At 63.0% G+C, this 14959-nt stretch carries 10 protein-coding genes; 4 read left to right on the forward strand and 6 right to left on the reverse strand.

From position 1 onward, the window contains the following. Window positions 1–58: 58 nt before the first annotated feature. Window positions 59–958: an exodeoxyribonuclease III gene (locus HMPREF3056_RS09055; protein ID WP_070754610.1), complete on the reverse strand. Its 900-nt coding sequence runs from the start codon at window positions 956–958 to the stop codon at window positions 59–61. 10 nt (window positions 959–968) lie between these two features. Beyond that, complete coding sequence (locus tag HMPREF3056_RS09060) at window positions 969–2204, reverse strand: MFS transporter (protein WP_210401792.1); 1236 nt, start codon at window positions 2202–2204, stop codon at window positions 969–971. 182 nt (window positions 2205–2386) lie between these two features. Here HMPREF3056_RS09060 and HMPREF3056_RS09065 point away from each other — a divergent pair, with 182 nt between their 5' ends. Then, complete coding sequence (locus HMPREF3056_RS09065) at window positions 2387–4570, forward strand: NADP-dependent isocitrate dehydrogenase (RefSeq protein WP_070754612.1); 2184 nt, start codon at window positions 2387–2389, stop codon at window positions 4568–4570. A 247-nt stretch (window positions 4571–4817) separates the two neighbouring features. On the opposite strand, the gene HMPREF3056_RS09070 is transcribed toward HMPREF3056_RS09065, so the two are convergent. Continuing rightward, window positions 4818–5000, reverse strand: a complete 183-nt coding sequence (locus HMPREF3056_RS09070; RefSeq protein ID WP_046648373.1) for a hypothetical protein — start codon at window positions 4998–5000, stop codon at window positions 4818–4820. Window positions 5001–5706: 706 nt separating this feature from the next. On the opposite strand from HMPREF3056_RS09070, the gene HMPREF3056_RS09075 reads away from it, so the two are divergent. From HMPREF3056_RS09075 to HMPREF3056_RS09085, 3 genes are all read left to right on the forward strand, one after another. After that, the gene (locus HMPREF3056_RS09075) at window positions 5707–7074 is read left to right on the forward strand and encodes a PepSY-associated TM helix domain-containing protein (protein WP_070754613.1); all 1368 of its coding nucleotides are present in this window, start codon (window positions 5707–5709) and stop codon (window positions 7072–7074) included. 52 nt (window positions 7075–7126) lie between these two features. Further along, complete coding sequence (locus HMPREF3056_RS09080; RefSeq protein ID WP_070754614.1) at window positions 7127–9196, forward strand: M3 family metallopeptidase; 2070 nt, start codon at window positions 7127–7129, stop codon at window positions 9194–9196. Between the two features lie 89 nt (window positions 9197–9285). Beyond that, on the forward strand, window positions 9286–10314 hold the full coding sequence (locus tag HMPREF3056_RS09085) for an HNH endonuclease signature motif containing protein (RefSeq protein ID WP_070754615.1): 1029 nt from the start codon (window positions 9286–9288) through the stop codon (window positions 10312–10314). Between the two features lie 142 nt (window positions 10315–10456). On the opposite strand, the gene ppc is transcribed toward HMPREF3056_RS09085, so the two are convergent. The 3 genes from ppc to pdxS all read right to left on the reverse strand — a co-directional run bounded on the left by ppc (window position 10457) and on the right by pdxS (window position 14949). After that, on the reverse strand, window positions 10457–13168 hold the full coding sequence (gene ppc, locus HMPREF3056_RS09090) for a phosphoenolpyruvate carboxylase (protein ID WP_070754616.1): 2712 nt from the start codon (window positions 13166–13168) through the stop codon (window positions 10457–10459). A gap of 75 nt (window positions 13169–13243) precedes the next feature. Continuing rightward, window positions 13244–14041: a pyridoxal 5'-phosphate synthase glutaminase subunit PdxT gene (pdxT, locus tag HMPREF3056_RS09095; RefSeq protein ID WP_070754617.1), complete on the reverse strand. Its 798-nt coding sequence runs from the start codon at window positions 14039–14041 to the stop codon at window positions 13244–13246. Window positions 14042–14046: 5 nt separating this feature from the next. Then, window positions 14047–14949 carry a pyridoxal 5'-phosphate synthase lyase subunit PdxS gene (pdxS, locus tag HMPREF3056_RS09100; RefSeq protein WP_049157099.1) on the reverse strand — a complete coding sequence of 301 codons (903 nt, stop codon included), beginning with the start codon at window positions 14947–14949 and terminating at the stop codon, window positions 14047–14049. Between the last annotated feature and the right edge of the window lie 10 nt (window positions 14950–14959).

A 14959-nucleotide genomic window follows, 5' to 3' on the forward strand; every position in this document is an offset into this window, starting at 1 on the left:
TCCTGCGAAATAGAAAAGGACGTTAAGACGGGATTATCGTACCACTACTTGAATTCGGCTACTTGTACTCCACCAGAAGAGGAGAGTGATCGGACCAGCGCTCCTCCACCGTCGGCGCCTTCTCCACCCACGTGCGCTGCGCGCGCTCCAGCATAGACTTCGTGGCCGCTTGATAATCGATGCGCCACCCAGCGTCGTTATTGAAAGCCTGGCCGCGGTAGGTCCACCAGGTATAGGGCCCCTCAGCCTCCGGGTGCAGGCGCCTGGCGACGTCAAACCACTGCGGGTCCGCGGCCGCTTCCCAGGCGGTCTTGGTCTCATAATCCACCACGCCGAACCAATCCCCGAACCCCTTCTTCTCCTGCGGCTGCGCATCCGGGAAGGAGCCAAAGACGCGATCCATGAAAGCGCGCTCCTCCGGCAGGTGGCCGGACTTCTTCTCGTTGGGCTTGTTGTTCTTCAAGTCCTGGGCGCGGTGGCAAATATTCCAGTCACCACCGATAACAGCCTCCGGGTAGGTCGCAGCCATCTCATCCAAGACTGAAGAAAACTCGTCCAGGAAGAGGTACTTCTCATCCTGCTTCGGCGAATCCACATCGCCGGAGGGCAGATACAAAGAGGCCACGCGCACGCCTTCCACGGTGGCGGCAATGAAGCGGCCGGATTCGGCGAAGGAGCCGAAGCCCACGGAGACGTCGCCAAGCGCATGCTTCGATAGGATGCCCACGCCCGCACGACCCTTCGCGGCGGATTCGGCCTGGACCAGGTTCCATCCGGCCTCCAGAGCTGGGGCCAGGGCCTTCTGGGTCTGCTCGGGGTTGGCGCGCACCTCCTGCATGAGGACGACATCGGCCGGCGTGGTATCCAACCACGCGTTCATCCCCGGGTTGTTCTCATTGCGCTGTTTGCAGGCCGCGCGGATGCCGTTGACGTTGACGGAGGCGATGGTGAAACTCATGCCGGTCAGTCTAACTCTGTTCAATAATCTTCACGGAAGGGCCCCGGCGGCGCTTGTCCCACATGGTGACGACCCAAGTAACACAGCCGGCCACCGCCAGGCCCGCGCCGGCCAGCGCGGTGGAGTTATAGGAATAACCAGCGCCCACGACCGCACCGCCGATGGCCGCGCCCGCCGCATTGGCGATGTTGAGGGCCGACTGGTTCAAGGCCGCCGCGAGGCTCTGCGCATCCCCCGCCACGTTGACCAGGCGCAGCTGCAAGGAAGGCACGAGAATGGAGCCGAAGAAGGCCAAGACGCCAAAGGCAATCGTGCCCGCCCATGCGTTGTGCGCCACGAAGTAGAAGGTCACTGACACTCCGACCATGCAGACGAGAGCAAAGATGATGCCGAATTCCAGGTTTCGGTCCGCCAGCGCACCGCCGGCGACGTTGCCGACAGTCATACCGATGCCATAGGCCATGAGCACAATCCACGTGTGGCTCGGGTCCATGCCGGCGACCTCCGTCATGGTCCACGTGATGTAGGTGTAGACGGCAAACATGCCACCGAAACCAACAGTGCCGAGGAATACGGTGAGCAGGACCTGGCTGTTTTTCAGCGCGCCGAGCTCGGTGAACATATCCGTTTCCGGCATGCGCGTCATGTGCGGGAAGAGGAAAAAGAGCAGGACCATCGTGAGCCCCGCAATGGCCACGACCAAAAAGTACGCCGCATGCCAGCCCAATCCTTGGCCTAGGGCCTGGGCCGCGGGCACGCCGATCACGGTGGCGATGGACAGGCCCATGCCCACCATCGACATGGCAAAACCTTGGCGGCCAGGCGGCGCCATCGAGGCCGCCGCCAAATTAGCTACGGAGAAATATGCGCCATGCGGCAGACCGGCGATGAAGCGCGCCACCAGCAGGACGCCGTAATTCGGGGCCAGGGCTGTCAGCAGGTTACCCACGAGCAAGAAGGCGATGAGCAGGATGATGAGGCGGCGGCGTGGGAGCTTGCCTGTAAGTGCGGCGATGACTGGGGCGCCCACGACGACGCCGAGCGCGTAGACGGAGATGACTACCGACGCCGTGTCTTCCGTAATGCCGAAATCATCCGCGATGAGCGGCAGCAGGCCCATGGAGGTGAACTCCGTGGTACCGATGGCGAAAGCACCCAGCGCCATGGCGATCATGACGATGATGCGGCGCGTCGCGGAGATTTCCGTCTGGCGTGGGACGGGGCGGCGTTGGATACGGGTATTCATCGGTTTCACGTGGGCAGACCTTAGTACTTCCCCTCCCGAGCTCGTAAGTCCAGCCGGAAAGGTTGTGCCAAGTACACAGACTTCCCCCGCTGGTGGTGCGAGTCACAGGGGGACCGGCACCGCGAGAAAATAAGACAGGTATCCTGTGAGGTTGAACAGTTTTCAACTTCTTTAGGAGAACCATGGCAAAGATTATCTGGACCCGTACCGACGAGGCGCCGTTGCTGGCGACCTACTCCTTCAAGCCCGTCGTGGAGGCCTTCGCGTCCACCGCAGGCATCGAGGTGGAAACCCGCGACATTTCCCTGGCCGGCCGCATCCTGGCCCAGTTCCCGGAGCGCCTTGGTGACAAGAAGGTCTCCGATGCCCTGGCTGAGCTCGGCGAGCTGGCCAAGACCCCGGAAGCTAACATCATTAAGCTGCCGAACATCTCCGCTTCCCTGGTGCAGCTGAAGAAGGCTATTGCTGAGCTGCAGGCCGCCGGCTACGACCTTCCGGAGTACGAAGAGGCTCAGGAGAAGTACGACGCCGTCAAGGGCTCCGCTGTCAACCCGGTTCTGCGTGAGGGCAACTCCGACCGCCGCGCCCCGATTGCGGTCAAGAACTTCGCTAAGAAGAACCCGCACAAGATGGGTGCGTGGTCCGCTGATTCCAAGACCAACGTGGCCACCATGGACGCTAACGACTTCCGCCACAACGAGAAGTCCGTCATCATGCCGGAGGAGGAAACCCTCTCCATCGTCCTGAAGACCGCCGAGGGCGAGCAGACCCTGCTGGAGAAGCTGCCGGTCCTCAAGGGTGAGGTCATCGACGGCACCTTCATGTCCGCCAAGGCACTCGATGAGTTCCTCAAGGCGCAGGTTGCCCGCGCCAAGGAAGAGGGCGTGCTCTTCTCCGCTCACCTCAAGGCCACCATGATGAAGGTTTCTGACCCCATCATCTTCGGCCACGTCGTGCGCGCTTTCTTCGCTGATGTCTTTGAGAAGTACGGCGAGGAGCTCGAGGCCGCTGGCCTCAATGGCGAGAACGGCCTGGGCGCTATCTACGAGGGCCTGGACAAGCTGGAGAATGGCGCTGAGATCAAGGCCGCTTTCGACGCCGCGCTGGCCGCGGGTCCGGACCTCGCCATGGTCAACTCCCACAAGGGCATTACCAACCTGCACGTTCCGTCCGACGTCATTATCGACGCCTCCATGCCGGCCATGATCCGCACCTCCGGCCACATGTGGAACAAGAACGACGAGGAGCAGGACACCCTCGCCGTCATCCCGGATTCCTCCTACGCCGGTGTCTACCAGGCCGTGATCGAGGACTGCAAGGCTAACGGCGCTTACGACCCGACCACCATGGGTACCGTCCCGAACGTCGGCCTCATGGCACAGAAGGCTGAGGAGTACGGCTCCCACAACAAGACCTTCAAGGTCCCGGCTGCGGGCACCGTCGAGGTCCGCAACTCCAAGGGCGAGGCTCTCATCTCCCACGACGTGGAGGAGGGTGACATCTGGCGCGCCTGCCAGACCAAGGACGCCCCGATCCAGGACTGGGTCAAGCTGGCTGTCAACCGTGCTCGCCTGTCCGGCATGAAGGCTATCTTCTGGCTCGACCCGGAGCGCGGCCACGACGCCAACCTCATCGAGCTGGTCAAGAAGTACCTGCAGGATCACGACACCGAGGGCCTCGACATCTCCATCGAGGACCCGGTCACCGCGACCAAGATCTCCGTCGAGCGCATCCGCAAGGGCGAGGACACCATCTCCGTCACCGGTAACGTGCTGCGTGACTACAACACCGACCTCTTCCCCATCCTCGAGCTGGGCACCTCCGCCAAGATGCTGTCCGTGGTTCCGCTCATGGCTGGCGGCGGCCTGTTCGAGACCGGTGCCGGCGGCTCCGCTCCGAAGCACGTCCAGCAGGTCCAGGAGGAGAACCACCTGCGCTGGGATTCCCTCGGCGAGTTCCTGGCTCTGGCCGAGTCCTTCCGCCACGAGCACAACACCAACGGCAACGCCAAGGCAGGCGTCCTGGCCGCTGCCCTGGACAAGGCCACCGAGACCCTGCTGGATGAGGGCAAGTCCCCGTCCCGCAAGGTCGGCGAGAACGACAACCGCGGCTCCCACTTCTTCCTGACCCTCAACTGGGCCAAGGAGCTGGCTGCACAGTCTGACGACGCCGAGCTGGCGGAGGCCTTCAAGCCGGTTGCTGAGGCCCTCGAGGCCAAGGCTGGCGAGATTGAGCAGGCGCTTCTCGACGTCCAGGGCTCCCCCGTCGACCTCGGCGGCTACTACGCCCCGAACGAGGAGAAGCTCAACCAGACCATGCGCCCGGTCGCTGCCTTCAACGACATCATTGATGGCCTGAAGAAGTAACTCTTTCTCCCGTCATGTTTCCGACCGCCGCGCGTATCCCCTCCGTAGTGGAGCGCGCGGCGCCGTCGTTTTCCTACGAAGACGTCCTTAACCACCAAGTCACCTTCGACGCCGCTGCGTGACGCGAGACATGGTCCCACCTCACGCTCTACCGGCGGTGTAACACCCCCTCCTCCTCCGATGCCATTGGGCAATTTCTCCGCTGCCTAAAATCAGGTGACTAGCGTCCCGTACAACCATGGGAGCATCAGCTACGGTCGATGCCATCCACTTTTTGAATCTGGCGCTTCTTAGAAATGAAATAGGCTGATACCCAGAGAATCGTCGTAAGTAGGGCCGTCCGGACTACCCACATCAAGTCAGCAGAGGAATACCCCACCATAAGTACCGCGCCTATCGACAAAATCCAACCAGCCAAAAATGATTTCATGCTCTCAACACCTCTACTTAGCGAGAATTGCATCCCAGTCGCAACTGGCGTAACCGTTTAGGCCACCCGCTACAACTCCGGTCGCAATTGCCTTAAGCATTCCTTGCACCGCCCGGCCCGCAGGAACACCAGCAACGGTCATCGCCACTAAGCATCTGTTCCATGCCTCCTGCTTCTCGGGAGATGCACCAGTTGCCACTCCTTCTGGCAATTTGCACGTAGCCGGATTGTTCGCACAGTCTTGGATGTAAGAGTCGGAGGGTTCAGTGGGAAACGGATTGTTGTAGTTTTGCGCATGCGCAGTTGGAATCTTCACAAAGCCTGCCAGCATTACGCCAGCAATGACTACCGCGGTAGTCTTATGTTGTCGTGCAGGGGGGGGCAGATCTTCATAATGCTCATGTGCTCAGGCTATCAATATGAGATTAGCCTCGCTATCCCTATTGGCAGATCTCTGTAGCCGACCATCAATTGAAGTCCGACAACGGCTTATGCAAACCCCTAACCTCATCAAAGGTTGTAAAAGCTACACCGCACAGCAAAAGAGAGAGTTTTTCAATCCACGGGAACCAAGCAACCACCGCCTCCGACTAGTAGTGCAGTTGATATCAGCGCCTGTCCATCGCCCGTCTTGAGTGCCCGAAAGCATTCACCCTCAGGCACCCACTACGGGCCCTACCTGTACACACTGAAAAGAGCACTACATATGAGTCGGACGGCTCTGCGATCTTTCATTCAGCGCATTCACTTTTACGGCGGTATGTTCGTCGGCCCCTTCATCCTCGTTGCGGCATTGACTGGCTGTCTCTATGCCATGGCACCCACCCTGGAGAAGGTGGTGTACCGCGACGTCATGACCGTTCCGGCGGTCGAGCACCCCGTGAGCTTGGAGGAACAAATCCAGGCCGCGCAGCACAAACAGCCTGACATGCCGGTCACGCAGGTCTGGCCGGCCACGACACCGACGGATTCGACGCGCGTGCTGGTTTCCGATGACAGCATCGACGAAAGCCTCCAGCGCACCGTCTTCATCAATCCTGCCAACGCCGAGGTCATCGGGGACTACCCCACCTACTCGGGCCTGGGTGAGATGCCGCTGCGCCGCTGGATTTCCTCCCTGCACGAAAGCTTCCACTTGGGCAAGGTCGGTGAGCTCTACTCGGAGCTGGCTGCTTCTTGGCTGTGGGTCATGGCCTGTGGCGGTCTTTATATGTGGTGGATTCGCCGCCGCCCGAAGAACAAGGCAACCGCGAACGCAGCGCAGCAGCAGCCCAAGCGCTCTGCCCGCTGGAAGGCCACCCGCCTGCATTCCACTGTTGGCGCCTGGATCTTCATCGGCCTGCTTGGCCTCTCTGCCACCGGTATCACGTGGTCGGGACTGGCCGGCGGGAACGTCGATTCCCTCGTCGAGCGCATGAACTGGAAGGCCACCCCCATCGAGACTGCCCTCCCCGGCACCACCGCTGAAACGCATGAGCACACCGGCCATGAAGGACATGAAGGTCATGGGGTTGGAGGGGCGTGGTCAAGCGCGAACGTGGCTGCCGAGGCCGAACGCGTCCTCGCCACCGGCCGCGCCGAGGGACTGACCGGACCGCTGCGCCTCTACCCGCCGGAGGACGCCAACTCCGCCTGGCAGGTCAGCGAACGCTGGGTGGAATGGCGCACCACCTCCGATGCAATTTCGGTAGATGGCACTACCGGCGACGTCATCGACCGCCAGCCTTTCTCCAGCCTGCCGCTGTTTAGCAAGCTCAGCAGCTGGGGCATCTACCTGCACATGGGCATCATGTTTGGCCTTCCACTGCAGATCGCGCTGCTCGCACTAGGCCTCGCCACCGCCGCCCTCGTAGTGCTGGGCTACTACATGTGGTGGAAACGTCGCCCGCGCTTCCTCCCGACTGCCCGCTTCTCCTGGGCCACCACAGGACTGGGCGCGCTATTCGCGGCCACCGTCGGCGTCTTCCTGCCGCTCTTAGGAATCACTTTGGCAGCGTTCCTGATTCTCGATGTCATCCTTGTGAACCGTGCCACCGCCCCGCGCAGGGAACGCACGCCAGTCCCAGTCGGATAATTTAGTGAAAGCCATCACATAGGGCGGAGCTTATTAGGTACGGTAGTTTCTTATGACTAACCCACTACTGACACCTTCCACGCTGCCCTACCAGCTCCCACCGTTTGCGGAGATCAAGGTCGAGCACTACCGCCCCGCCTTCGACGAGGCACTCTCGCTTCACGACGCCGAGATCGCCTCCATCACCGACAACCCCGCCGCGCCCACGTGGGAAAACACCGTGGAGGCGCTCGAGCGCTCCGGCCAGGACCTCGACCGCGTCATGGCCGTCTTCGGCAACCTTTCCGGCACGGATGTCACCGATGAAATGGAGGAGATCGCCGCCGACATCTACCCGCGCCTGTCCGCGCACTATGACGCGATCTACCAGAACGAGGTGCTCTACGCGCGCATCAAGGAGGCCACGCCGCCTGCCGACGACGCGGAAGGCCAGCGCCTCCACGAGCACCTCCTGCGCACCTTTGCCCGCAAGGGTGCCGACCTCGACGCGGCCGGCAAGGCCCGCCTGTCCGAGATCAACCAGCGCCTCTCCGCGCTCTCTGAAGAATTCGGCCGCAACCTCATGGCGTCTACCCGCGAGCGCGCGGTCTCCTTCACCGAGGAAGAACTCGAGGGCCTGCCCGCCGAACGCATCGCCTCCGCCAAGGCCGATGCCGAAGCACTAGGCCGCGAGGGCTTCGTCATCCCGCTGGAGTTGCCGACCGTGCAGTCCGAGCTGAGCCGTCTGGCGCGGGAGGATGCGAGGGGGAGGTTGTATGGGGCGTCGACAAGCAGGGGCTCCGAGAACAACATCCCGGGGCTCATCGAGGCCGTGCAACTGCGCGCCGAGCGCGCCGAGCTGTTGGGCTTTGCCACGCATGCCGACTACGTCATCGCCGAAGAAACCGCCGCGACTGCCGACGCCGCCCGCACCATGCTCTTCGACCTCGCCCCCGCCGCCGCGGCCAATGCCGAAGGCGAGCAGAAGCTCCTCACGGAGGAAGCAACGCTCAACGGCCAGGGTTTCAGCGCCGCGGACTGGCCTTATTGGGAATCCAAGGTCCGCGCCCGCGACTTCTCTCTCGATGAGGAGGAGCTGCGCAAGTACTTCCCGCTGGACCAGGTCCTGGAGAAGGGCGTCTTCGCCGCCGCCGAGCGCCTCTACGGCATCACCGTTATCCCCCGCGATGACCTCGAGGGCTACGCGGAGGGGGTTCGCGTGTGGGAGGTGATTGACGGAGACGTCAATCACGTGAATAAGGACCCGCACGTAGATATCGACTCGCACGAGGATAAAGGAATCGGCCTTCTGCTCACCGACTACTTCGGGCGCCCCACCAAGCGCGGCGGCGCATGGATGAGCGAGTTCGTGGGGCAGTCCCGACTGCTGGAGCGCAAGCCGGTCATCGTCAACGTCATGGGCATCACCAAGCCCGCCGACGGCTCGCAGCCGCTGCTGAGCATGGACGAGGTCCGCACCGTCTTCCACGAATTCGGCCACGCCCTGCACGGCCTGCTTTCCGACGTCCGCTACCCCACCTTCGCCGGCACCAACGTCCCGCGCGACTGGGTGGAGTTCCCCTCGCAGATCAACGAGAACTGGGCGCTCGATAAGAACTTGGTCAAGGAGTACGCCCGCCACGTGGAGACGGGCGAACCTATTCCGGACGAGCTTCTCGACGCCATCTCCGCCGCCGCCGAGTTCGGCCAGGGTTTCGCCACCTCGGAGTATCTGGGAGCGTCAATCATCGACCTCGCATGGCATTCCTTGAGCGCTGCCGAGGCCGCGGAGCTCAAGGCCACTCCGGAGGCCGTCGCCGAATTTGAGGCCGAAGCTCTGCGCGCGGCCGGGCTGGATAACGAGCTCATCGCGCCGCGCTATCGCTCGACTTACTTTAACCACATCTTCGCTGGCGGCTACTCCGCGGGCTACTACTCCTACCTGTGGGCCGAAGCGCTCGACGCCGATGGTTTCGAGTGGTTCAAAGAGCAAACCGACCTGCGCGAGGCCGGTCAGAAGTTCCGCGATGTCATCCTGTCCAAGGGCGCGTCTCGCGACTTCACGGAGGCTTACCGCGAGTTCCGCGGCCGCGACAAGGACGTTGCGCCGCTGCTTAAGCGCCGCGGCCTCGCCGGCGCCTAAAGCCGAGTGCCGACTAGTTATCCACAGATTTCATCGGATGGCTAGTTCGGGGCTTGGAGGTGGGGTGGAGTGCTTTTAGGCTGCGGGGTATGAGATTACAGACGTTCTTCGCCGCCCTCGGCCGCGCCATTGACCTGGTGGCCGAGTGCGCGGGCCTGTCTGAATCTGATTTGGTGGCCCTCGGCGCCACGCCTGCCGACGCCACCGTGTTCCTCTCCCTCCACCACACCTACTTCGGGCACACATCCTCGACGAAGAAGCAGCGCACGGCAGTGGAAGCCGCGCGCCGGCGCGGGCACGGGCTGGTGACCTTGCAGCTCATCGAGCACTTCGTTGCCAAAGTTCGGGACCACCACAAAGCGTGGGATTTGCGTGTGGAGCTATGCCAGACCAGCGCGGAGCTGGTGGAAAAGGTAGCGCGCAAAAGGCTGCGCCAGATGCGCAAGCCCCGCACGTATGCCGAGCGCGCCAAGCTCACCCAGCATGGCAACGGTCTGGCCACGCTCACGGTCACCGCGGACTCGTTGCAGCTTACCGGCGTCTTCGAAGGCATCGACCAGGAACGCCCCGGTGAAAGCTTCCTGGAGAATCTAGACGGTGGCGGTGTCAAGACTGAGGTTGCCACCATGGCGGTCCTGCAGCTTGATGACTACGCCGAGCTGCTCAAGGGCAATACCGACAAGGACGGCGAAGAGTTCATCGTCCGCACCACCAGTGGCGCGACCATGACCGGCTCGCAGCTGGTGGAGCGCGCTTTGCTAGACAAGGGAGTCATCGTGGCGGTCAGCCGCGAGCATGGCCCGCTCGATGTGTTCCGCTTCCAGCGCTTCGCCACCGCCAAGCAGCGCCTCGCCTTGGCCGCGGAGAATCCCTGCTGCGCCTGGGAGGGCTGCAAGGTTCCCTTTGAGAAGTGCCAGATCCACCACATCAAGGCCTGGGCCCGCGGCGGGCCCACCAACATCCTCAACCTGGTGCCACTGTGCCCCTACCATAATGGCGTCAACGACGATGACCCCGATGCCCCGCCCTCACGCGGCCGCATGGATCGCATCGGCGGGCGGGTGGCATGGATCCCGCCATACGACGCCGCGCCGGTCTTCACAAGCGCCTTCAACTAACGCTTCAACAAACCTCAAGGTCATCTTGCGCACCAGTGTGCCCCGCTCCGCCAGGGCACTCTTCCAGCACTGTTTGGTCGTACCCCGCAGGAAATCACTTCCTCGCGGGGCATTCGGCGTGCGGGTCGGTTGGCCGTAGATTCTAGCCGGCGTTGCGCAGCGCGGTGGCTAACCCGTTCATCGTGACTTGAATGGTCTTCGACACCAGGAACTGATCATCGCCCTTACGGTAGCGACGCAGCAGCTCCAGCTGGATGGCATTGAGCGGAAGCAGGTACGGATAGCGACGCTTGAGCGACCGCGCCTGGCGTTGGTTCTCACTAACCAACTCCGCGTTGCCGGTGACCTTAAGGTAGACCTCGCGGGTGCGCTCAAACTCCTCGGAAATCAGGCCGAAGATACGGTCCGCGATTTCTTTGTCGTCGACCAAGTTGGCATACAGGCGTGCCAGCTGCATCTCCGCCTTAGCCATGACCTGCGCCATGTTCGCGAACACGGAGCGGAAGAAAGGCCAGGTGCGGTACAGCTCGCGCAGCTCTTCCCAGCGCTTCTCTTCGTCTGCTGGGGCAGTGTTTATTCCGTCGGCGTTTACTGCGCCGCTGACAGCTGTCGATCCTCCAGAGGGTTGCTGCACCCACGCCGTCACCGCGCTGCCCACGCCGAACCAGCCCGGGATGTTGGTGCGGGACTGCGACCACGACAGCACCCAGGGAATCGCTCGCAAATCCGTAATCGCGGTGGTCTGCTTGCGGGAGGTCGGGCGCGAGCCCAGGTTGAGCTCGCCAATCTCGTGCAGCGGGGTGGACTGGGTGAAGTAGGTGATGAACCCGGGGTCGTCGACAAGCTGGCGGTACGCCGTACCGCTCAAGTCCGCCAGCTCACGCATGATCTCGTAGGCGCGCTCAGGATCCGCAATCGGCTCGGTATCCAACAGAGAAGCCTCCAACGCGCCGGAGACGAAAGCCTCCAGGTGGCGGCGCGCGGTCTCCGGCGCACCATACTTCGCAGAAATCACCTCTCCCTGCTCGGTGATACGCACCGAACCTGATACCGCGCCCTTCGGCTGCGCCAAAATCGCGTCATACGTCGGACCACCACCGCGGCCTACCGCACCACCGCGGCCATGTGCCAAGCGCAGCTCTACGCCATGACGCGAACACAACTCAACCAGGGCCAGTTCGGCGTCGTACAGCGCCCAGTTTGCCTGCAGGTAGCCGCCATCCTTGTTGGAATCCGAGTACCCCAACATGACTTCTTGGATATCCTCGCGCGAGCGCAGATGCTCGCGGTACACGGGCACCTGCCACAGCTTCTCCAGAATGCCGGCGCCGGCCTTCAAATCCTCGATAGTCTCAAACAGCGGCACCACATCGACCTGGCCTAGGCCCACCTCCTTGAGCAGCACCATCGGCTCCAAAATGTCGGAGACCGTTCCCGTCATAGAAATAATGCAGTGCGACACCGACTTCGGCCCAAAGTCCCGCACAGCGCGTGCCGCCGCACGGAAAATCCCCAGCTCCTTCGAGGTATCCTCGCTGAACTCCCGCTCGGAGCCGGGGAAGAGCAGCGGACGGTTGGTCTGCAGCTCGCGCACGAGCAGCGCGACCTTCTCCTCCTCTCCCAGCGCGCAGTAGTCCGGGGTGATGGTGGCCGCGGCGAAAATTTCGGTGAGAACGTTCTCAAAGGACTCGGAGTTTTGGCGCATATCCAGCGTCGAAAGGTGGAAGCCAAACGTGGTCACCGCGGAGCGCAGCCGAGCCAAGCGGTCATCGGCGATGATGTCGTCATTGAACTGGCGCAGCGAGCGGTCGATCACGTCCAGGTCACGTTTGAGTTCCTCCGGCGACGCATACGCGCTTGGCGACGTCTCCCCCTCCAGCCTCGCCAGCACCTTCTTCCGGATGCCGAAGATGGCCCGGCGGTAGGGCTCGTCGACGCGGGATTTTTCGTCGTTGTGGGCGGCGTCGGCAAGCGCGCCCAGTTCCTTGGAACTGGAGGAATATCGATCCGACAGGGAGAGCTCGCGCTCCAACTCGCCGAGCTCGTCGGCGTAGTACTGCAGCACCGTCGCCGCGGCCTTGCGGGTGGCGTAGGTCAAGGTGTGCTCGTTAACAAAGGGGTTGCCGTCATGGTCGCCACCAATCCAGGAGCCGGGGCGGACGACGGGGGAATCGGGAAGCTGCTGGCCAAAGGTCTCACGCATGGCGTGGCGAATGGCGCGGTTGAGGGCGGGAACCTGGTCGAGCAGTGAAAGCTTGTAGTAGCGCAAGCCGACGTCAATCTCGTCTTCGAGGGTAGGGCGGGCAATACGAATCAGCGCGGTCTGCCACAGCAGCGTCATGCGCAGGTACATTTCCTTCTCGATTGCCGCCATGTCGCCGCCGCGGTGAGCTTCCTTGAGGAGAGTCTTGATGCGGGTCTGGGTGTCGAAGACGGTACGGCGGCGGGTTTCGGTGGGGTGCGCGGTGAGAACGGGGGCGACGTGAGCGCCTCGGATGACGGAGGCGGCGTCGGCGGGCGCGACGCCTTCTTCTTTGAGCTTGGCGAATGTCTTGCGCAGGGAAACCGGCGCCTCGACGGACTCGTCATCCAAGTCCTCCGCTAGATTCGCGATGAGCGCGAAATAGCTGAACGCTCGCGCCACGAGGTTGACTTTGGTGATGTCGAGGTCGCGGAAGATAGCGACGAGGTCTTCCGGCTTGGCATCGCCGTGGGCGATGTCGAAGGCCATGCGGCGGGTGGATTCGACGAGCTCAAAAACGTCCTCGCCTTCCTGCTGCGCGATGACCCGGCCGAGCACCCGGCCGAGGAAACGGATGTCTTCGCGGACTTGTTCTGGGGCGGGTGTGCTCACGGCGAGGAGCCTTTCTGAGAGTGATGTGTTCAGCTAGCACATCTCAATGTAGCCCAGAGCACTATCGGGCGATAGTTATTTAGCAAAAGAAGCGAGCCACGTGGCGTGGAGGCGCGAGTCACCGTTTTCTTCCGGATGGAAGCTCAGCGCTGTGACGCGTCCCTGCTGCACACCGACGATCACTTCGGCCCCATCATGTCTGGCGCAATCTGCGTGTGTCATACCACCTTTGCCGCCCACTCCCGCACTGATGGCCCCGCTGCTACTTATCGCGCCACCAGCCCTTGTCGCTCCACCAGCCACAGAACCAAGCGCAGGGGCAGGCAGGGTGGCGATGACCTCGACACCGTCGCCCACGCGGGTAACGATGGGCGCGCGGATGAAGCTCGCCTCAATATCGAGCGTGATGCTTCGGGGTCCTATGCCATGAGCCTCGGCGTCCCGGCGCCGCGCCCCAACCTCTGAGGCCTCTAGATCGGGCCGCTGACCTTGCAGCGCGACGGGAACGATGCGCTCCTCGGAGAAGCGTTGGTTGCCGAAGGCGTTGCGGCGCACGGTGACGTCGATAAGCCCCAGTGTCTGCTGGCCCGGCGCGGGGTTCTCCAGCTCGCGGGCGCTGTAGATGAGCCCCGCGCAGGTGGCCAGGACCGGCAGCCCTCCCTCGACGGCGCGGCGCAGCGGCTCCGCAACGCCGAAGGAGCGCGCCAGCTTATCGATGGTGCTCGACTCTCCGCCGGGCAGAATGATTCCGTCCAGCCCGTCGAGATCCTGCGGCAGGCGCACCCGGCGCGTTTCAGCGCCGAGGCTCTCCAACACGGCGAGGTGTTCCTCCACCCCGCCCTGCAGCGCGAGCACGCCGACGAGTGGTCGCACCGCGTTTACCAACCGCGCTCAGCCAGGCGGTGCGGGGCGGGGATATCGTTGACGTTGATGCCCACCATGGCCTCACCCAGGCCGCGGCTGATCTTGGCCAGCTCGGCCGGCTGGTCGTAGAGGGTGGCCGCCTTAACGATGGCCTCCGCGCGCTTCGCAGGCTCGCCGGACTTGAAGATTCCGGAGCCAACGAAGACGCCTTCGGCGCCCATCTGGCGGACGAGGGCGGCGTCGGCAGGCGTGGCCACGCCACCAGCGACGAACAGCACGACCGGCAGCTTGCCGGTCTCCGCAACCTCAGCAACCAGGTCATACGGCGCCTGCAACTCCTTGGCTGCGACGTAGAGCTCATCGCGATCCAGGTTCTGGAGGCGCGCGATTTCACCCTTGATGGTGCGCAGGTGCTTGACGGCCTCGGAGACGTCGCCAGTGCCGGCCTCACCCTTGGAGCGGATCATGGCCGCACCTTCGGTGATGCGGCGCAGGGCCTCGCCCAGGTTGGTGGCGCCACAGACGAAAGGCACGTCGAAGTCCCACTTGTTGATGTGGTTGACGTAATCGGCCGGGCTGAGCACCTCGGACTCGTCGATGAAATCTACGCCCAGCTCGCCGAGGATCTGCGCCTCCACGAAGTGGCCGATGCGGGCCTTCGCCATCACCGGAATGTCCACAGCGTTGACGATGCCCTCGATGAGGTCCGGGTCAGACATGCGGGCCACGCCGCCCTGAGCGCGAATATCGGCCGGCACGCGCTCCAACGCCATGACGGCGGACGCACCCGCGTCCTCAGCAATTCGGGCCTGCTCCGGGGTGACTACATCCATGATGACGCCGCCCTTGAGCATGTCAGCCAGTCCACGCTTGACGCGCGTGGTGGCGCGTCCCTGTTCAATCTTCTGTTCAGTCATGGCTCACATA

The organism is Corynebacterium sp. HMSC056F09, assembly GCF_001815785.1.
GTDB classification, from domain to species: Bacteria; Actinomycetota; Actinomycetes; order Mycobacteriales; family Mycobacteriaceae; genus Corynebacterium; species Corynebacterium hiratae.